The 19226-nt window shown below is 61.7% G+C and carries 16 protein-coding genes; 2 read left to right on the top strand and 14 right to left on the bottom strand.

Annotated elements, in window-relative coordinates; all coding sequences use genetic code 11:
- Nucleotides 1-100 precede the first annotated feature (100 nt).
- Nucleotides 101-2275, top strand: coding sequence for a tail fiber protein (locus tag HUK82_RS00130; RefSeq protein WP_176611996.1), 2175 nt, complete (start codon nucleotides 101-103; stop codon nucleotides 2273-2275).
- 268 nt (nucleotides 2276-2543) lie between these two features.
- Here the strand turns inward: HUK82_RS00130 and HUK82_RS00125 are convergent, their stop codons facing one another.
- The 14 genes from HUK82_RS00125 to hutI form a co-directional block, all read right to left on the bottom strand.
- The gene (locus tag HUK82_RS00125; RefSeq protein ID WP_176611995.1) at nucleotides 2544-3017 is read right to left on the bottom strand and encodes a DUF4113 domain-containing protein; all 474 of its coding nucleotides are present in this window, start codon (nucleotides 3015-3017) and stop codon (nucleotides 2544-2546) included.
- Nucleotides 3018-3029: 12 nt separating this feature from the next.
- Nucleotides 3030-3998: a site-specific integrase gene (locus HUK82_RS00120; protein ID WP_246495463.1), complete on the bottom strand. Its 969-nt coding sequence runs from the start codon at nucleotides 3996-3998 to the stop codon at nucleotides 3030-3032.
- A 252-nt stretch (nucleotides 3999-4250) separates the two neighbouring features.
- Nucleotides 4251-4643: a tyrosine-type recombinase/integrase gene (locus tag HUK82_RS17630; RefSeq protein WP_176611993.1), complete on the bottom strand. Its 393-nt coding sequence runs from the start codon at nucleotides 4641-4643 to the stop codon at nucleotides 4251-4253.
- Nucleotides 4644-4746: 103 nt separating this feature from the next.
- Nucleotides 4747-5241, bottom strand: coding sequence for a DinB/UmuC family translesion DNA polymerase (locus HUK82_RS17625; RefSeq protein ID WP_373318274.1), 495 nt, complete (start codon nucleotides 5239-5241; stop codon nucleotides 4747-4749).
- A 26-nt stretch (nucleotides 5242-5267) separates the two neighbouring features.
- Nucleotides 5268-6986, bottom strand: a complete 1719-nt coding sequence (locus HUK82_RS00110) for a dihydroxyacetone kinase family protein (RefSeq protein ID WP_176611992.1) — start codon at nucleotides 6984-6986, stop codon at nucleotides 5268-5270.
- A 59-nt stretch (nucleotides 6987-7045) separates the two neighbouring features.
- Nucleotides 7046-8062, bottom strand: a complete 1017-nt coding sequence (locus tag HUK82_RS00105) for an ABC transporter permease (protein ID WP_176611991.1) — start codon at nucleotides 8060-8062, stop codon at nucleotides 7046-7048.
- Nucleotides 8052-9551, bottom strand: coding sequence for a sugar ABC transporter ATP-binding protein (locus HUK82_RS00100; RefSeq protein WP_176611990.1), 1500 nt, complete (start codon nucleotides 9549-9551; stop codon nucleotides 8052-8054). Before HUK82_RS00100 ends, HUK82_RS00105 begins: the two co-directional genes overlap by 11 nt.
- A 21-nt stretch (nucleotides 9552-9572) precedes the next feature.
- A complete protein-coding gene (locus tag HUK82_RS00095; protein WP_246495465.1) occupies nucleotides 9573-10505 on the bottom strand; it encodes a substrate-binding domain-containing protein in 933 nt (310 codons plus the stop codon).
- Between the two features lie 40 nt (nucleotides 10506-10545).
- The gene (derI, locus tag HUK82_RS00090) at nucleotides 10546-11013 is read right to left on the bottom strand and encodes a D-erythrulose-4-phosphate isomerase (protein WP_176611989.1); all 468 of its coding nucleotides are present in this window, start codon (nucleotides 11011-11013) and stop codon (nucleotides 10546-10548) included.
- A 94-nt stretch (nucleotides 11014-11107) separates the two neighbouring features.
- Entirely contained in the window at nucleotides 11108-11590 is a 483-nt protein-coding gene (locus HUK82_RS00085; protein WP_176611988.1) for a DeoR/GlpR family DNA-binding transcription regulator, read from the bottom strand.
- Nucleotides 11591-12415: 825 nt separating this feature from the next.
- Nucleotides 12416-13957, bottom strand: coding sequence for a histidine ammonia-lyase (gene hutH, locus HUK82_RS00080; RefSeq protein ID WP_176612061.1), 1542 nt, complete (start codon nucleotides 13955-13957; stop codon nucleotides 12416-12418).
- A 17-nt stretch (nucleotides 13958-13974) separates the two neighbouring features.
- Nucleotides 13975-15666, bottom strand: a complete 1692-nt coding sequence (gene hutU / locus HUK82_RS00075; protein ID WP_176612060.1) for a urocanate hydratase — start codon at nucleotides 15664-15666, stop codon at nucleotides 13975-13977.
- Nucleotides 15667-15779: 113 nt separating this feature from the next.
- Nucleotides 15780-16526 (bottom strand): histidine utilization repressor, encoded by a 747-nt coding sequence (gene hutC, locus HUK82_RS00070; RefSeq protein ID WP_246495466.1) that lies wholly within the window; start codon nucleotides 16524-16526, stop codon nucleotides 15780-15782.
- Nucleotides 16513-17745 (bottom strand): imidazolonepropionase, encoded by a 1233-nt coding sequence (hutI, locus tag HUK82_RS00065; RefSeq protein ID WP_176611987.1) that lies wholly within the window; start codon nucleotides 17743-17745, stop codon nucleotides 16513-16515. The genes hutC and hutI overlap by 14 nt, the downstream gene beginning before the upstream one ends.
- Before the next feature lie 97 nt (nucleotides 17746-17842).
- Here hutI and HUK82_RS00060 point away from each other — a divergent pair, with 97 nt between their 5' ends.
- Nucleotides 17843-19219 carry a formimidoylglutamate deiminase gene (locus tag HUK82_RS00060; protein WP_176611986.1) on the top strand — a complete coding sequence of 459 codons (1377 nt, stop codon included), beginning with the start codon at nucleotides 17843-17845 and terminating at the stop codon, nucleotides 19217-19219.
- Nucleotides 19220-19226: the final 7 nt, after the last annotated feature.

Below are 19226 nucleotides of genomic sequence, written 5' to 3'. Positions count from 1 at the left end.
GAGGTGTTTATATTAAAAATATTCCATGCACAGGAATGTATTTAAATATATAATTTTTTAATAAATATGAAAATAAAAATTATCAAAGGCGCGTATTTTCATGACTTCCGTGGTGTTCGATAATAATCAGCAGACCATAACGTTGACGCAGGCGATTGTCTTCAGCGGTAGCTTTGTATCTGCCGAAAGCTCCTCGGATATGCCGATATCAATGATCCGAACCTTTGCTTTTGACAATGTTTTAACGTCAGTTACCTTAAAGAGTCAGGGGCAGCTTCTTTCCGTTTCGGGCAACGAGCAGCTCTATGCCTCTCTTGGCTCGATGTATGGTGGAGACGGCTATAAAAGTTTCAATCTTCCGGATCTGACAGGAAAAGTAGAAGTAGGAAGCCAAAGCAGCGCGTATTTGGGACAGGTGACTGGTGAAAGCCAGACCACGCTGACCGAAGACCAGTTGCCGCCAGCATTGGGTGGCGTCAGTCAGTCAGTGGATAACGCTCAACCTTCTTTGAACGTTAATTATCTCATTCGCGTGACGAGTGATTCGTCGTCGCCGGGATTTGTGGGAGAGGTTGACGCTTTTGCAGGGTCAACATTCTCGATCTCTAGTGGTCAGTTTCTTGTAGCGGCCGGGCAATTACTGCCTATCGCCGAATATCCCCAGTTATATGCGGTCATTGGCACCACTTATGGCGGAGATGGACGGACAACATTTGCGCTACCTAATCTGACTGGGCGCAGCATTATCGGGACATCCAGCACGTTAAAACTGGGGTCTGTCGTAGGAAAGCAGGCAGTCTCACTGAGTGATGCGAATGTCCCCGTGTCTGATGGAGGCAGCGGTACGTCTTTTGACAATCGTGCTCCCGGGCTCGCACTAAATTACATTATCTGTGTTAGCGGCGCTTTTCCTAATTCAGGTAGCGATAGTGGTCCCGTCATGGGCGAAATTCGTGCTTACGCGGGATCAGCAGCCTCCATTCCTCAGGGGTGGGTATTGGCGAATGGTACACTGCTACCCATTGCTCAAAACCAGGCGCTTTTTGCCCTTTTGGGCACAACTTACGGCGGTAATGGTCTTACGAATTTTGCCCTTCCAAATCTTTCAGATACAGTTGTCGCCGGAAGTGGCGGGTCTCAGAGTTTTGGGAAGACTTACGGAAGCAACACTGCCATTCTGAGTGTATCTGATGTCGCCTGCTTTTGTCGGGGAAGTCGTATACGTACGACCAGAGGCGATATTCCCGTAGAAGAGATCCAGATCGGCGATTACATTGTTGCCTTTGATGACGACGTGACAAACGGCACCATCAGGCAGGTGACATGGGTAGGACAATCGCGTGCTATCGTTCGTGCAGGTCTGCCGGATGATGAAGCTGGCTATCCGGTGCGTCTGTTGAAAGGGGCGATTGCACACAACGTTCCCTACAAGAATATGATGATTACATCAGAACATTGTCTGTTTCTTGATGGTCGTTTCGTCCCGGTCCGAATGCTTGTCAACGGGCGTTCGATTTTTTTCGATAAAAGCATAGCATCTTACGATTATTATCATGTGGAGACAGAGGATCACTCTGTCATTATGGCCGATGGCGTATTAACCGAAAGCTACCTCGATACCGGTAACAGGCTCGCCTTCGACCAGAGCGGTCCGGTTGTCTCAATTGGGCGTAGCCGTAATTTAACTTGGGATGATGCGGCGGCCCCGCTCGATGTTTCGCGTCATTTTGTTGAACCTCTGTTTCGGAGCTTTCAGTCCCTGGCTGATCGCGTCGAACATGCGGGTCGGTCGCAAGCTCCGATTCTGACATACGAAGATGGGTTACGTCTTGTCACCGAAGCCGGGCATATGCTTCATCCTATCCGCAGGGCGGAAGATCGGGTCATGTTCAAGATCCCTCCTGGCGTGAGGTCTGTTCGTATTCTGTCCAATGCCAGCCGTCCCTACGATGTGATCGGTCCTTTTGTGGATGATCGTCGTATACTTGGTGTGTTGGTCGGTAATATCAAGATTTTTGAATCTGAGACCACGACGACGTTGATCTCCCATTTGCATGACACTGATCTACCTGGGTGGAACAATGTCGAAAATGGTGCGATGCGCTGGACAAATGGAAGTGCACTGCTACCGCTTTGTTCTCGGTCAGTTAGCAGCACAGCTATCATGGCGCTTCAGATTCACAGCGCAGGCCCATATCTGGCTTCGGATAGTTGGTCCGGCACGGTGGCACTGCAAGTGAATCCCGATAGGTGGGATCGAAGAACGGTTGTTTGATGTGCCCGACTTGTGATTTTAAGCTTTCAGCGTGCTGATTGATAGTTCCTCATCTGCGTTTTGGGCGGATTAGAGACCATTATCTGCTGGAGTGCTACGCGGCGGCGCTCAGCCTCTCCAAGAAGAGGAAGCGGCGCATGTTGTATACGATATTGGTAAGGCCGATCCTTATGGTGATTCATGGACCGTTCTCGATCAGCGGAGACGTCCGTTTCCAAACGCCTCTCTCCGATTAGCGGACATTCTGCGCCCCTCCCCCCGAAGCCGACTACCAGGCGCGAGCCGACAAAATATCGCTAAATCGGGTCGTGTATCGCTTTGAGAGCATGCCCTGCCGCGGTGTCCATGTCTGACGGACACCCCCACCAGCGAGCCGCACCGTGTTGAGCCCGTGCCGGGCGTTGATCGCATCGAGCGCCGCCATCAGCTCATCTGATTGAGCCGCAGGCTGGCTCGCGAGCAGTGTCCCCTGCTCCCCGGCTGGCGACAGGTCGGACAAAATCACCCCACCCTTGAAATAACGCAGGCCATCCCGCCAGACATGGTCGAGCAGCCGGGCCGCGGTCCGGACCAGAACGCGCGTATCGGCCGTGGCCTCAATCGTTACGGCGCGCTGATTCGCATACCAGGTATCACCGTTGTGGGGGTTAGTCTGCACGAACACCGAGACATGCGCCGCCTCCAGCCCTTCACGGCGCAACTTCTCGGCGGCCCGAATCGCATGGGTCGGGGTGGAGTACAAGGGAGAAGTGGCTCAACCCAGCTTCTTTGCCAGATCCGTTGGGTCGGGGCGATAGTAGTCCCGGAGGATGTTCAGCGAACGGTGCCCAGTGACCGCCGATAGCTCCAGCACGTTCGAGAGCTTCTTGCTGAATTGCGTTGCTGCTTCCCGGCGCGAATCATGGAAGTGCAGATCAGGGAGGCCGGCCTTGTCGCGGGCCCGACGAAAGAACTGGTCGAGCGTCCCGGACTCAACCCGCACGATACGCCGCGAGCCCTCACCTCTCGTGAGAAGCCGGAATAACGCAACCGCCTCGCTGGACAGAGGCACGTCGCGCTCATCGCCGTTCTTGGTAATCGACAGGTGGGCAACGCGACGTTCGAGGTCCACATCCTGCCATCGCAGAGACAACACCTCTCCTTTTCGCATGGCCGTCTCCAGCGCCACGAAAAAGGCAAATGCTGTCCATTGCATCCGGGTGCCAGGTTCGCTGGCCATGTCCCACCCGAGTGCGGCCGCGATTGCGCGCCTCTCATCCATTGAGACGCGCCGCTTTCGAGCGCGCGGGTTCCGGGGTCTCTGGATCAGATGGACCGGGTTCGCCGCTATCGGCGCGCGCCATTCCTTGATGGCGTGAGTGATGACCGCCGATATCAGGTTGAGGTCTCTGTTTACGGTCGAGGCGGCGACCACCTTCAATCGCTGATCGCGCCAGCCCGCCAGCGCCTCTGGTCCAAACTCATGAACCGGCAGGCAGAATGTCGGCTCGCGGCACAGAGTACCAATGCGCAGATGCTCCCACCGCGCCCCGCGCTTGGAAACAGACACCTCGCGCGAATATCGCTGGAGCAGGTCGGCTATCGTCTGGCCGACGCGTACCGGAACGACGGTTGCCACCTTCTGGCCGGCTATGATGGCCGCCTCAGCTTGGAGCGCCCATTCTTCCGCCTCTTGGCGCGTGTCAAACGTCGCGTTGACGCGCTGCCCCTTGCGCACGATCATGGCTCTCCACGACCGGCCTCGCTTCACTATCGATGCCATACTTTCCCCCTGCGCGGGACCGTATGGCGTGGTGTAAATTTGGTGTAGAGCGCCCCGAAAACAACGGAAATCCTGTCCTAATAAGTCATGTTAAGTCATTGAAAGGATGGGGAACTGAGGCACACTGTGGGTGTCGCATTGCCGAGTGTCGGCACCATTTTCAATGGGTTAGCAGGCGGACATTTCCCGTTTTCCCGGTGTTTCCCTGACCGTTTACGGCTTGTTTCCGTCCTTGGACCGCTTATCGGCCGCGCGACGAAATTGCTCCGTAGTGCGGCGCGCATAGCGTCGGGCCATTGTCACGGTGTCATGTCCGCTATGGGTAGACAGCTCAATAATGTCCGCTCCACCGTCCGCCAGTTCAGTGACCGCCGGTGCCCTCAAGTCTCTGAATTGTAGCGACGTCGGTATCCCGGCCTTATTGGCGATCTCCCGCCATCGGTGCCCAAACGTGTGTGTGTTGTAAGGTTTCGCCGTGCCCTCGTGCGTGACGACATGCGTGCTCGATCGAGCGACGCCCCCCAAGGGCCGCGCTGAGATTGGGATAAGCTGCGACGTCGATCGGTGGAACGCGGCCAGTTTTTTGCGTCTCCACGATCCCTGCATCGAGTGCTGTCCACGTCAGGCCTAAGACGTCCCCCTGCCTGTGCCCGAGCCAGTAGGCAAGCAGCGTGGCCAACCCCAATGAAGGGCGCCCCGCCTCAGCGCTTCATTGATCTGCCCTTCGCCGAAGCCAAGCTGACGCATGAGCGCCGTCGCGAGCGGGGCCGACAAATGATTGGCGTGGATCGACGGGACGCCACCTGAGTGAGTATGCGCGTGTCGTCCGTCGTTCTATGCTGGAGGCGCACTGACTGGCATACCACGCGTCACCATTATGAGGGTTGGTCTGCACGAACACTGAGACATGGGCTGCTCCCACCCCCTCGATGCGCAACTTCTCCGCGGCGCGGCTTGCATATGTGCTGATCGCATCGGCCATTTCAGCGCGGCTCTCTATCATCCGGCCGAACGTCCGCATGGTCGCAATGCTCTGGCGATCGGCGGCGGCTTCCGCCAGAGGTAGGCAGGAAGCGCCCTGCAACTCGGCTGCGATGCGCGTTCCCAAGATCGACAGCGTTGACCGCACGCGACACGCAAGGCAACAGGCAAATGGCGGGGTTAAGCTCCGCGAAGCATGTGTAGTGCGCAGCGGCTCCAGCATACGGCGATTTTTGATAATCGGACGAATTACCCCGTTGTTTCGACAAAAAAATCGGCAATCACGCACGTCGCGAGTGCGAGGGAAAGCGCGCCGGCATCCGGGTATCCCTTACTGCGTTCCTTGTGTGTCTTCGCGCGTCCCAATCGGGGAACCAGGTCACGCGTCCCCTCTGCCGCTGCCTGCGCCGCCTCGGACGCGGCACGCCAGGCCTCAGCACCCCGCTCCCCACCTCCGAGCGTCGTCTTGAGCGTTTCGACAAACGGCCAGAGTGCGTCGACAAGTGTCTTATCGCCCGGCTTTGCCTTACCCAGCTCCACAATCCGTTTCAGCGCGCGATCGCTGCCGTCCGCCAACTGCTCCAGCGTGGGCCGCGACGTGTCATCCAACGCCGTGCTGAAGGCACGCAGGCCCTCCCCCCACAAGGCGCCGGACGTACCCCCTGCCCGGTCGGCCCAGGCGTCGGCCGCAACGCCCAGCACCGTACGGGCTCCCGCCCCCTTGGCCAATGCCCGTTGAGCGGCACGGTCAGCGGCACTCGATCCGCGCGCCATCCCCTGCCCATGATCGCCGTCCCCGGCCTGCGCATCGATGCGCCCAAGCTCAGCCTCGGCCTTGCCCAACGCTTGGGACAGCTTGCTCAGTGCCGCAGCAACACAGATACCACCGGCGCGTCCGTCGCGGCTGTCCGCTTCAAACGCCACGACGTCTGGTTCGGGCAGTCGCGGCAGGGCGAGCATCGCATCGCCCTCAATCACACCGTGACGAAGCGCCGGCGTTTCCACGGCGGCGCGCCAGAACGGCTCGAGTTCATCATCCAGCCACGTCACCGTCAGCGAACAGCCCGCCATCTCCAGACTCGTCGCGTATTCGCCCACCAAAGGCGCCACGAGACTGTAACCAGCATCGGCGAACAGCGCGCTCAGGTGGTCCCACAAGACAAAAAGCTCCTCCTGCTTGGTGCTGCCAAGCCCGTTCAGCAGCACCGCCGCAGTGCGCGGTACGCCGGACGGGGCCTCGGCCAGCACACGCTCGAACAGCAGCGTCGCGAGGTCCGGAGCCGACGGAATGGCCTGCTCGTCAATCCCGGGCTCCCCGTGCAATCCGAGACCAAGCGCCATACGGCCCGCCGGAACCTCGAACAATTTTTCCTTTTCGCCCGGAATGGTGCAGCCGCCAAAAGCAACACCGAAGGTCCGCGTCCAGTCATTGGCGTGGTGACCCACGCGAGCCACATCATCAATCGAAAGACCGGCCTCCGCGGCCGCGCCCGTGATCTTGAAGACCGTCAGGTCTCCCGCGATCCCTCGGCGCGCGGCGCGATGGGCGTCGTCCGCGCTGGCCACGTCGTCGGTCGTCGCAAGAACACGCGTCTCGATGCCTTCGGCCTGCAGGCGCTGCGCCGCGATTCCGAAATTCAGAACGTCACCTGCGTAGTTTCCGTACCCCAGAATGACGCCGCCGCCACGGTCGGCTTCCCGGGCGACGTTGATGATGGCCTGTGTGGAGGGCGACGCGAATATGTCCCCCGCGACCGATGCATCAGCGAAGCCTTCGCCGACATACCCCACAAAAGCCGGATAATGACCAGACCCGCCGCCCACGACCAGCGCGACCTTTCCCGATGCGCCAGGTTTCGCACGCAGCACACCACCCCGAACCGGCCGGACGACATCGTGATAAGCGAGGCAGAAACCGCGAAGGGCGGAGGCCGCAAAGTCGTCGGCGTTGCCACAAATCCGTGTCATAATACATCGCCCTTTTTTTGTTTTTATAGATGAATGTCGGCCGGTGGCTCGACGGACGTTTACACGCCCTTGTTCAGAAACCGCCGCGTCACGGCATCGAACGAGATGGCCAGCACGACAATGCCACCGCTGACGATCGCCTGCCAGTATGGCGAAATCCCAAACAAAACAATAATGTTCTCAATAATTCCGATAATGACCGCACCCAGAACCGCACCAAGCGGACTTCCGATTCCGCCCGTGGTCGCAACGCCGCCGATCACCGCGGCAGCGATCGGAGACAGAACCCATGTATCGCCGATCGACGGTTGAGCACTCCCGAGGCGGGCGACCATCAGAATCCCGGCGAGTGCCGACAGAAACCCGGCCGTCGCAAACGCCGCTGTTCGAATGCCCGCGACACGAAGACCGAGCATACGCGCCGCATCGGGGTTGCTGCCAATGGCATACACGTATCGCCCCAAAGGGGTCTTCTGCATCACGAAGACAATAACCAGTAGACATACCAACAGAACGATGAACGGGATCGGCAGACCAAACGCCTTCCCGGCCCCCAGAAACGAGATCTCGTGTGGGATACCGGTAATGGCCACCCCTTTGGTCGCAACCAGAATGGCCCCTCCATAGACCCCGGCCATGCCGATGGTCAGTACGAGCGAATGAAGCCGCAACCGTGTGACAAGCGTGCCATTGATGAACCCGCACCCCGTGCCGAGCAACAGACACAGGCCGACGGCGACCCATGGATTGACGCCGTATTGCACCATCAACGTTCCGCCGGCGATCCCCGAGAGGCCGCCGATCGCACCGACCGACAGATCGAGTTCACCCAGAATCATCAGCAACGACTGCCCGATCGTCACCAGACCGATAAATGCCAGAGACCGGGCAATGATCGTCATGTTGAAACGCGTCAGGAAATACGGCGATAGACAACACGCGACGATAAAAATGATGATCAGGGCAGCGACAACACCGCCCAGGGGGTCGGACGAAAGCCTGGCGACAAGCGCGCGCGCCGTGGTCGCTCGGGACTGTGGCGGCGTCTCGGTGTCGATAATCGTGTCAGGCGGCATGACGGCTCTCCCGGGCGCCTATGATCGCACCCACAAGCGTATTGATGTCGGTGGTCGCCTGATCAAACGTGCCGTTGATCCGGCCTTCATACAGGGTGACGATGCGGCTGGCGCAGCGCTGTAATTCCGTCATTTCCGACGACACGAGGATGATCCCCACGCCGTCTTCAGCCAGTTTCTGCATGATGCGATAGATCTGGAACTTCGTGCCAATATCTATGCCTTTCGTAGGCTCATCGAAGATCAGAAGCCGGGGGCGCCGTGCCATAGCACGCCCGATAATGGCTTTCTGCTGGTTACCACCCGAGAGAAACCGGATTTTCTTGTCCGGAGAGGACGTCCGTACGTCAAACGAGGCAATGATCTCGCGCGTCTTTTCGCGTTCCTTGCGTCCCGAAACCACGCCGAAACTGGTCAACTGATCGAGGATCGATAGGCTGATGTTCTCGCGAACGCTCAGCAGCGGGAAAATTCCATGGTGCTTGCGCTCTTCGGACAGGTACACCATCCCCGCGGCGACGGCGCGATCAGGGCGACCACGAGGAATCTCCCGCTCCTCCAGAACGCAGCGTCCCGATGTCGCACGCCGAAATCCGAACATGGTCTGCATGAGTTCGGATCGTCCAGCGCCCACTAGCCCGGCGAAACCCAGGATTTCGCCACGCCTGAGCACGAAACTCGCGTCTGACACCCCCGGACCGCACAGATGGTCGACGGACAGAAGGACTTCGCCCGGCTCGCACCGAGGCTGAAAACGCTCGTCGAGAGCGATGTTGTTGCCGGACATGAGATGAATGAGACTGTCTTCCGTCATCTCGGTCATCCGGTGGGTGCCCACACTCCGGCCATTACGAAGCACGGTCACCACGTCGCCGAGTTCGAAAATCTCCTCCATCTTGTGGGACACGAACACGATCGCCACGCCCTCGTCGCGCAGCGCCCGGATGATCTGGAAAAGGTGCGCGGTTTCCTTGGCCGTCAAAGACGATGTCGGCTCGTCCAGCACCAGAACACGAAAGTCGCTGCGGCACGCGGCGCGCGCGATCTGCAGCAACTGCTGGTCCGGCACGCTGATCTGTCCCACCCGATCGCGGGGTCGGGCACGAATACCGAAGCGCGTAAGGAATGTCTCAGCCGCCTTTTCCATCGCCCGACGCGATACGGTGACCGTCCCGAACCCCGACCGCGAAAACGGCATGAACATGTTCTCCGCGACCGTCATCGGGGCAAACAGATTCAACTCCTGCGGCACATAAGCGATCTTTTCGAACAGGCCTCGCGCCGCCAGGGCATCCTGTCCTTCGATATGGATGCTCCCCTCATCGGGGGTCACGAGACCCGTCAGGGTCTTTATAAGCGTCGACTTGCCGGCGCCGTTTTCTCCGGCGAGAATATGCACCTGTCCCGCCTCGAGTGTCAGTTCGACGTGATCGAGTGCTACGACACCGGGATACTCCTTACGAATATCCCTGACGCTGAGAACGGACATCTGAGTTTCCCCCTGTCGTGCTCAGAGCGACGATTTGGTCAGGATATCGATGCCGGTGTCGACGTATTTAGGTGTTTTCTGGCCGCTCGCCTTCTGCCACGCGACGACAACAGCCCAGTAGCCCTGCATTTCGGGCCGGCTCGACGCCGAGGATTCCGCAACACCATCCTTGATAAGCTGTATCATATCATTGAGGTTATCCAGACCGACTTCCTTGATCTTGCCCGTCTGGCCGCTCTCGCGGATGGCCTGGCCGACCCCGACCGGCCCCGACGCGTCGCATGTGACCCACCCCGCAAGGTTCGGGTGCGCCTGTATGATGGCAGATGCCTGCTTCTGCGCGGTCTCGATGCTGTCGTTATCGATACCCGTAGCGACCAGCTTCACGTCAGGATATTTCTCGAACACCTTCTTTTCGCACGCGGCCCGCAGGGCATGATTGGGTGCGGTCGGGACGCCCATCATGATGGCGACGTCGCCCTTTTTCCCAATGAGAGCGACCAGACGCTCGGCCGCGATGGTGCCCTGTTCGCAGAAATCTGCGCCGACGCCGGTGACGTCCATGCCTTCGGGGGCCGGAGAGTCGAAGACCGTCAGGCCAACCCCCTCACTGGCCGCTTCCTCCATGGTCGAACGATTTCCCTTCTCATCGAGTGGATCGAGCAGGATACCGCTGGGATGGGTCGCGATCGCGCGTTCGATGATATCGTTCTGGACCGACACGTCGGCGGACTGAGGTGCGCGGTACTCGACCGTCACCTGACGTCCGGTCGCCTTGCTCAGCATCTGTGCGGCAGCCTGGGCGCCGTTATTGACCTTGTCGAACCAGGGATGCACCACCTTGGGAATCAGGACGAACCGCAAGGGAGCATGATCATCCGCGTGGGCCACGTGCATGGTGCACACGGAAGTCGCCAGCAGGGCAGACAGCAGAAAACAGGCTTTTTTCATCATTTTTATTCTTTTTGCCTAGAGGACTATTTTTTGTCACACGTCATTCATGCGCGACGGCATACTTTCGTGCAAGTGCATCGACACCGGCAACATTTTTCGCAGACGGGCTTGCGGGATCGAACGTCTTCGCAAGCCATGCTTCGGCGATGACTTTCGCAAGTTCCAACCCGATCACGCGCGCACCCATCGTGATGATATGCGCGTCGTTGGACAACGCCGCGCGCTCGGCAGAGTAGGTGTCGTGGGTCTGTGCCGCGCGGATGCCGGGAATCTTGTTGGCCGACATACACACGCCGATCCCCGTCCCGCAGCACAGGATTCCCCGATCGAACTCCCCGGCCAGGATGGCCAATCCCACGCGCTCGCTCAGGCCCGCATACAGTTCGGCCGATCCGTCAGGGGCAACCGATAGATCAACGACGGTCAGGCCGCCCTTTTTCCCAAGGTGTTCGGCCAGTATTTTCGCAAGCCCGGCCCCCGCACTGTCTCCAGCGACTGCAATACGCATCAGACTGTTCCTTTCCTCAGTAGTCATTTCTACCCGACTGCCTTCCCGGTCATGGCGACGGCGGCCATGCGCGCCTTTGCTCGCAGCGCCACGGTCAGGTTCGGGCCCGCATCCTTGAGATGCGCCCGAGTGCCGGGATCGGACCTGTCCGCGGAATCTGTTCAGACACAATCACCGACGTCGAGGAATCGTCCGGAACGATAATCGGCCTGGCCTCCACCCTGTCGGCCGCCGCGCGGGCACTCTCGGATTTTTCAACACCAAAGCAGCCTGGTGGGGCAGCAATACAGGTCTCGGGCGTGCCGCTCGCCAGGGCTGACAGACCCCCGTGCCCCTTGCGCACCGCCCCGCGTTCAACCAGTAGGCGAGCGCTTCCGTGAGCGATCATCCGGCTGGTGGAGAAGCAAAGCGACAGTTCCTCGATCGTCGCGCGCCCGTGCTCCACGACATAGGCGAGAATAGCGTCCTGCCGCCGTGCCACTGAGCCTCTCACATTATCCTCCCCGGAGTTTGCCGAGACGACGACCGGCAGCGTGATGAGATCACACCCGTGTCCGGATAAAATCACATATGGCATGTTATTTTGATCAACAAAATAACCATTCCGTGATTCTTGAGCAGCACATCACCGGCACTTCCGACGTATACGTCACATCTCTCATGTGATTGTATGGCGTGGATGTTATGCCACCCTCATTCTCGGCCCGGCGGCATCGGATTCCGCGACAGACGACCGAGCACCACCCCGCGCCGATAAGGCGCGTCAACGGCGGACCCGGCTTCCTCCTGTGATACCAACATGCGTGCGGGACATGCGCCGACAACCACGCATGCAATATTGTCGTGGCCACGATGGACCGTTATCCGAGGGATGACGGCCCGTTATAGCGCCGATATCCCACTGGTGATGATCGTCGAGATGCATGAAGGCGCAGGTAGGCGACAATACAAGGCGGGGTTCGTCCCGCCGTTCAGTTCCAACGAGCGTGCGCCGATATCGACGGTCACCGTGGCGGGTCTATAGCTGTCCCGGAGCACCGTCCTGATGTGGTCCACATAAGGTCTGCGGGTTCCGGTCGCAAAGCAGGAACCAACTCGACGGAATCTGCACCATCATACGATGGTCGATCCGGAGAAAACATGTGCGCCCTCACAGTCAAGAAACGTGCTGGACACTACGTTAGTTTTACGGAACGAAAATGGTAAACATCATGTTCTTATCACGTGACAGCCTAAGGTTAACCACCCCCACTTCCGTCACGCCGCAAAGCCGCACATCCTGTGGGTGCATCATATTCGTCTGAACGACACCCTCGCGTTCTGCGCACACGCCGATCAAGCGCCGCCATCCCGACGGCCCCCGCTCCCACAGGTCGCGAGGCCCGCAGTCCGCACCGCCTGGTCAGACGACCCTCGGCAATGCCACGGGGAACACGGCGCGCGGCAATGCGCCGGCCGCCACCAGGGCTCGGGCGGCTTCGATGTCGGGAGTGAACACACGGTCGCGCGCATAAAACGGCACGACCGCGCGCAAGGCAGTGGCCGCATCGGCCAGAGGCGCCGACGTCGTCAGGGGGGCGAGAAAATCCAGCCCCTGCACCGCGGCGAGATATTCGATCGCGATGATCGTCCGCACGTTGTCGTTGATGTCATGTACGCGCCGGGCGGCAAAGGTCGCCATGCTGACGTGATCTTCCTGGTTTGCCGATGTCGGCAGACTGTCGATGCTGGCGGGATGCGCCAGGGTCTTGTTTTCCGACGCCAGGGCCGCCGCCGTCACCTGCGCGATCATGAACCCCGAATTCAGGCCGCTGTCATGGACCAGGAATGGGGGGAGACCGCTCATCTGCGCGTCCACCAGCAAGGCAAGCCGCCGCTCCGCGATGGCCCCGATCTCCGAGACCGCGATCGCCATCAGGTCGGCTGCAATCGCCACCGGCTCGGCATGGAAATTGCCGCCCGATATCATCTCGTCGGTCTGTGCGAAATGGATCGGATTATCCGACACCGCGTTCGCTTCGATCAGAAGAACCGATGCAGCATGGCGCAGCGAGTCCAGACACGCACCCATGACCTGTGGCTGGCACCGCAGGCAGTACGGATCCTGCACGCGCTCATCCTCGTGACGATGGGAGGCACGGATCGCCGACCCCTCCATCAGGGCACGATAGACCGCCGCACAGGCGATCTGGCCTTTCTGTCCCCTCAGCGCATGCAGACGCGGATCAAACGGCGCATCCGTACCGCGCGCCGCATCAAGGGTCAGCCCCCCTGTCACCAGTGCGGAGTGAAAGAGCCCCTCCGCATCCAGCAGGGCCACCAATGCCAGCGCCGTGGACGCCTGCGTGCCGTTGAGCAGAGCCAGCCCCTCCTTGGGGCCCAGTTCGACCGGCGCCAGACCGACCGCGCGCAGGGCGTGACCACCGGACAGGCGATTGCCGTCCACGAAGGCCTCGCCCTCGCCGATCATCACGGCACTGAGGTGTGCCAGTGGCGCCAGATCGCCCGATGCTCCGACCGATCCCTTCTCCGGCACGACCGGCGTCACGCCACGATTGAGCATCTCGATCAACAGCCGAACCACGTCCGGCCGCACGCCGGAGAAACCGCGCGCCAGACCGTTGGCCTTCAACAGCATCATCAGGCGCACGACCCGCTCGGCCATCGGCGCGCCGATCCCGGCCGCGTGGCTGAGCACCAGATTGCGCTGCAAAACGCGCAGATTGTCATCGGCAATGCGCGTCTTGGCGAGTTTTCCAAAGCCGGTGTTCACACCATACACCGGCTCCCCCCGCGCAACGATGCGATCGACCGACCGCGCGGTCTCGTCCAGCAACGCCCACGTTGGTGCGCCGATCTCGATCCGTGGACGCGCGGCCACGACGACGCGGATGTCGTCCAGCGTCAGCGCGCCGGGGTCGAGCCGGATCGTCTGCGCCGTCATCGTCTGTTCCGGATCGCTCATCGTACGGATACCTGTCCGACCATGGGAAGATCGAGCCCTTTTTCCCGCGCACAGGCCACGGCACTGTCGTATCCCGCGTCGGCGTGACGCATCACCCCCGTCGCCGGATCGTTCCACAACACGCGCTCCAGCCGCCGTGCGGCGTCCTGCGTGCCGTCGGCGACGATCACCATCCCGGCATGCTGCGAAAAGCCCATGCCGACGCCGCCGCCGTGATGCAGCGACACCCAGGTGGCACCCGACGCCGTGTTCAGCAGCGCATTGAGCAGCGGCCAGTCGGACACGGCATCGCTGCCGTCGCGCATGGCCTCGGTCTCGCGGTTCGGGCTGGCGACGGAACCACTGTCGAGATGGTCGCGGCCGATCACGATCGGCGCCTTAACCTCACCACGCGCAACCATTTCATTGAACGCAAGGCCAAGGCGATGCCGATCGCCGAGCCCGACCCAGCAGATCCGCGACGGCAGCCCCTGAAACCGGATTTTGTCGCGCGCCATATCAAGCCAGTTGTGCAGATGCTGGTCGTCGGGCAGCAGTTCCTTGACCTTCTGGTCGGTCCTGAAGATATCGTCCGGGTCGCCGGAGAGGGCTGCCCAGCGGAACGGTCCGATGCCCCGGCAGAACAGCGGGCGAATATAGGCGGGCACAAAGCCGGGAAACGAGAATGCGTCGCGCGCGCCCGCTTCCTGCGCCATCTGACGAATATTGTTGCCATAGTCGAAGGTCGGCACGCCCGCAGCGTGAAAGGCGACCATCGCCTCGACCTGGAGCCGCATCGATTCCTTCGCTGCCTTTTCCACCGCCGCCGGGTCGGTGACACGCATGCGCTCGGCCTGTTCCAGCGTCCATCCGGCGGGCAGATAACCGTTCAGCGGATCATGCGCCGACGTCTGGTCCGTCACCGCGTCCGGCCGCACGCCCCGCCGCACCAGTTCCGGGAACACCTCCGCCGCGTTGCCCAGCAGCCCGACCGACACGGGCTGCCGGCGCGCGCACGCGTCGGCGATCATCTCCAGCGCCTCGTCCAGCGAGGACGCCTTGCGATCGAGATAGCCGGTTTCAAGACGTTTCTCGATCCGGCTCGGCTGGCATTCCACCGCCAGCATGGATGCGCCGGCCATCACGGCGGCCAGCGGCTGCGCGCCGCTCATGCCGCCGAGACCGCCCGTCAGGATCCACCGCCCCGAAAGATCGCCGCCATAGGCCTGACGTCCCATTTCGACGAACGTCTCGTATGTGCCCTGAACGATGCCCTGACTGCCGATATAGATCCAAGAACCGGCGGTCATCTGTCCGTACATCATCAGGCCACGACGATCGAGTTCGTTGAATACGTCCCAGTTGGCCCAGTGCGGCACCAGATTGGAATTGGCGATCAGGACCCTCGGCGCGTTCTCGTGCGTGCGGAACACGCCCACCGGCTTGCCCGACTGCACCAGCAGGGTCTGGTCGCCTTCAAGCCTCGACAGCGCCTCCACGATGGCATCGAAACAGGCCCAGTTACGCGCCGCGCGACCGATGCCGCCATACACCACCAGCTCGGACGGATTTTCCGCCACCTCGGGATCGAGATTGTTCATCAGCATGCGCAGGGCCGCTTCGGACTGCCAGTTACGCGCGGTCAGGGTCGCGCCGGTCGCGGCGCGAACCACGCGCGCATTGGCATGGCGATCGGGTGAGGTCGGCATCACGGTCATCGGGATATCTCCGCAGGGCCTGCGCGGTGCGGCGCCTGCCTGTTCCTGTCTATACAAATTCGGTAAGCGCGGCTCGCCCGACCTGTCAAGCCGATACGCGGTCGTTACGGGATGTAGCGGCCGCCGATGCTGTACCGGCTTCCGGGGGAGGTAAACGTCCCCCGCATCACCACGCGTCCGTTTACCCATGTGCGCCGCATAAGCTGCAGACACGGCTCCGGTGTCGGCAGATCAAGCCATGCCCGCAGGCGCTCGCACGGCGTGACGGCAAAAATCACATGCTCGATCTGTTCGGCCGGGGCGGCGCGGCTCAGATGCCGGTGGGGTGGGACTGTCGCCAGATCGAGGTCGAGATAATCGGGCAGAAAATGCGGCGCGACGTAGCGTTCCTCCACCTGAAGCGGGGTCTCGTCCTCGTCATGCACGATGACGGAATGAAACAGCTTCGTCCCCGGCCGCACGTCGAATGCGGCGGCCAGCGCCATGTCGGCGCGGACGCTCGACACCATCAGGACACGCGCGCGATGCGTGTGCCCGCTCCGCGTGATCTCGTCGGCGATATCATGCAGTTCCAGAAGCTCGGCGCGCGGTGCCGCGGGGGCGACGAAGCTGCCCACCCCCTGGGCCCGTGTGATCACCCCTTCGCCGGTCAACTCCCGCAAGGCCCGGTTGACCGTCATGCGGGAGACGCCGAGCGCATCGACCAGATCCATTTCCGACGGGAGCCGGTCGCCTTCATGCCAGACGCCATCGGCGATCCGGTCGGTGATGTAACGCTTGACCTGCTCATAGCGAGCCACGGGACGGACCGTGGAGGGATCAGTCGCGAACCGGCGATCAGACGGCATCATCGGGCACCCCGGCAAACACGCGACCGGAAGGCATCACCCCCCCGATCCAGTAGGACAGTTCCTGTGGTCCACTGACCGCCCAGAACGCCAGATCGGCATGCAGTCCCGCCCGCAGACATCCCACCTCCCCCACCATCCCCAGGGCCTTGGCGGCGACCCGGGTCGTTGCCGACAACGCCTCGGCCGGCGTCAGACGAAACAGCGTGCAGCCCATGTTCATCACCGCCGTCAGCGACGTCATCGGCGATGTTCCCGGATTGCAGTCCGTCGCTAGGCCGATCGGCACGCCGGCCGCCCGCAACTGTGCCACGGGCGGCTGCATCGTTTCGCCGATAAAGTAGAACGCACCGGGCAGCAGCATCGCCACCGTCCCGGCGGCGGCCATCGCTGCGACGCCGCCTTCGTTCAGATACTCGATATGGTCCGCCGACAAGGCGCCGAACGCGGCGGCCAGCGCGCCCCCGTTCCGATCGGACATCTGGTCGGCATGCAGACGCACGGGCCGGCCGGCCGACCGGGCGGCCTCGAAGACTCGACTGACCTGATCGGGCGAAAAGGCAATCCCCTCGCAGAAGGCATCCACGGCGTCGACAAGGCCCTCCGCCACCACCGCCGGCAGCATGTCCTCACAGATGTGATCGACATACGCGTCCGGCCGCCCCGCATATTCCGGCGGCAGCGCATGGGCAGCCAGGAAACTCGTCCGCACCCTGACCGGCAACGCGGTTTCGATCGCGCGCGCCACGCGGAGCATCTTGATCTCGCCAGCCTCCGTCAGGCCATATCCGGACTTGATCTCGATCGTCGTCGTTCCGGCCGCGATCATTCGCCGCGCGCGACCAAGCGCGGACGCCAGCAACGCGGCCTCGTCGGCAGCGCGCGTCGCACGTACGGTTGCGAGAATGCCGCCGCCCTCGCGCGCGATATCGGCATAGCGTTCGCCATTGAGTCGCCGCTCGAACTCGCCGCTGCGATCACCGGCGAACACGATATGCGTGTGCGCGTCGATCAACCCCGGCGTCACAAGAGCGCCGTCGCCGTCGATCACCTGTCGGGCCAGTGCCCCGGGACGACCGGACAGATCGGCGCGCGCGCCCACCCAGACGATGCGACCGTCGCGAACGCCGATGGCCGCGTCGTCAATCAGACCGTAGGGACCGGCGTCCCTGTCGATATCCATCGTCGCCGCGTTGATCCCGATCCACAACCGGTCCCACATTCCCGCTCTCCCGTCAGACGTGCGCGACAATGAATGGTATATACAACTGTGTCAAAGCCTGTAGGATCGCTGCGATGGCCAGACGGAGATCCGCAGCATGACCCTGCCTAGCACCGGTTTTGCCGAGCACGCCCTGCTGCCGGACGGATGGCGGGCGAACGTGCGGCTGGAGGTCGATGCACAGGGTCACTTCGCCTCCGTCACACCGGACGCAACGCCCGAGAATGCGGACTGGCGTGCGCCCCTCGTGGTGCCGGCGATGCCCAACCTGCACTCGCACGCGTTTCAGCGCGCCATGGCCGGCCTCGCCGAAGCGCGTCTGCAGCCGCGCGACAGTTTCTGGACGTGGCGGCAACTGATGTATCGGCTTGCCCTGCGCGTCACCCCCGAACAGCTTCAGGCCATCGCCCGCGCGCTCTATACCGAGATGCTTTGCGCCGGTTACACGCATGTCGCCGAATTTCACTATCTGCACCGCGATCCGCAGGGAAACGCCTATACCGATCCGGCCGAGATGGCCCAGCAACTGGCTATCGCCGCGCGTGACACCGGCATTGGACTGACATTGCTGCCGACGCTGTACACCCACGCGGGGTTTGGTGCCACGCCGCTGGCGGAGCCGCAACGTCGCTTTGCGTCCGATCCGGCGTTCATCGACGACCTCGTCACCCGCATCGACCGGCAGCGCTACGCACCGGGCCGCATTCTGACCGGCTATGCGGCCCATTCCCTGCGCGCCGCCGATATCGCCGCGATCCGTGCCCTGTCGGCACAGGCGGCGGACCGCCCCTTTCACATCCACATCGCCGAACAACAGGCCGAAATCGACCAGTGCGTAGCGGCGACAGGACAGACACCCGTCGCCTGTCTTCTGGAATCCGTCGATGTCGGGCGTAACTGGTGCCTGGTACATGCCACGCACATGACAGCACAGGAGACGACGCGTCTGGCGCACAGCGGCGCTGTTGCGGGGCTGTGTCCGATCACCGAAGCCAATCTTGGTGACGGGGTCTTTCCGCTCTCGCCGTTTCTGAAAGAGCGTGGCACGTTCGGCATCGGATCCGACAGCAATATCCAGATCTCGCCGGGCGAGGAACTGCGCCTGCTGGAATACGGCCAGCGCCTGTGGCATCAGCAGCGCTGCATCAGCCTGCCGGACGACGCCCTCGGCTCCGTTGGCACTTACTTATGGCAATCGGCCACGCAGGGGGGCGCGCAGGCCTGCGGATTGCCGCTGTGGGGGGTGCGGACGGGGGCGCGTGCCGATCTGTGCGTGCTGGACACGGAGCACCTGCCGATACCCGCCCGTCAGGCCAGCACACGGTTCGACAGCGCGCTGTTTGCCACCAGTCGGCTGCCAATCCGCGATGTGATGTGCCACGGCACCTGGCGCGTGCGCGACGGCGAGCATCCGATGCGTGCGGACGCCCTGCGCGCCTTCGCGCACGTGGTCACCGCGCTCCTCGACGACTGACCAGCGA

The sequence above is a fragment of the Ameyamaea chiangmaiensis genome (assembly GCF_013376175.1).
GTDB lineage: Bacteria > Pseudomonadota > Alphaproteobacteria > Acetobacterales > Acetobacteraceae > Ameyamaea > Ameyamaea chiangmaiensis.
This window is presented reverse-complemented; position numbering and strand designations above follow the sequence as displayed.

What these genes read in the sequence shown, in the direction of transcription:
- HUK82_RS00130 (WP_176611996.1), top strand. Translation starts at nt 101, where the DNA reads ATGACTTCCGTGGTGTTCGATAATAATCAGCAGACCATAACGTTGACG.
- HUK82_RS00120 (WP_246495463.1), bottom strand. Translation starts at nt 3,998, where the DNA reads ATGATCGTGCGCAAGGGGCAGCGCGTCAACGCGACGTTTGACACGCGC.
- HUK82_RS17630 (WP_176611993.1), bottom strand. Translation starts at nt 4,643, where the DNA reads ATGCAGGGATCGTGGAGACGCAAAAAACTGGCCGCGTTCCACCGATCG.
- HUK82_RS17625 (WP_373318274.1), bottom strand. Translation starts at nt 5,241, where the DNA reads ATGCTGGAGCCGCTGCGCACTACACATGCTTCGCGGAGCTTAACCCCG.
- HUK82_RS00110 (WP_176611992.1), bottom strand. Translation starts at nt 6,986, where the DNA reads ATGACACGGATTTGTGGCAACGCCGACGACTTTGCGGCCTCCGCCCTT.
- HUK82_RS00105 (WP_176611991.1), bottom strand. Translation starts at nt 8,062, where the DNA reads ATGCCGCCTGACACGATTATCGACACCGAGACGCCGCCACAGTCCCGA.
- HUK82_RS00100 (WP_176611990.1), bottom strand. Translation starts at nt 9,551, where the DNA reads ATGTCCGTTCTCAGCGTCAGGGATATTCGTAAGGAGTATCCCGGTGTC.
- HUK82_RS00095 (WP_246495465.1), bottom strand. Translation starts at nt 10,505, where the DNA reads ATGATGAAAAAAGCCTGTTTTCTGCTGTCTGCCCTGCTGGCGACTTCC.
- derI (WP_176611989.1), bottom strand. Translation starts at nt 11,013, where the DNA reads ATGCGTATTGCAGTCGCTGGAGACAGTGCGGGGGCCGGGCTTGCGAAA.
- HUK82_RS00085 (WP_176611988.1), bottom strand. Translation starts at nt 11,590, where the DNA reads ATGCCATATGTGATTTTATCCGGACACGGGTGTGATCTCATCACGCTG.
- hutH (WP_176612061.1), bottom strand. Translation starts at nt 13,957, where the DNA reads ATGACGGCGCAGACGATCCGGCTCGACCCCGGCGCGCTGACGCTGGAC.
- hutU (WP_176612060.1), bottom strand. Translation starts at nt 15,666, where the DNA reads ATGCCGACCTCACCCGATCGCCATGCCAATGCGCGCGTGGTTCGCGCC.
- hutC (WP_246495466.1), bottom strand. Translation starts at nt 16,526, where the DNA reads ATGATGCCGTCTGATCGCCGGTTCGCGACTGATCCCTCCACGGTCCGT.
- hutI (WP_176611987.1), bottom strand. Translation starts at nt 17,745, where the DNA reads ATGTGGGACCGGTTGTGGATCGGGATCAACGCGGCGACGATGGATATC.
- HUK82_RS00060 (WP_176611986.1), top strand. Translation starts at nt 17,843, where the DNA reads ATGACCCTGCCTAGCACCGGTTTTGCCGAGCACGCCCTGCTGCCGGAC.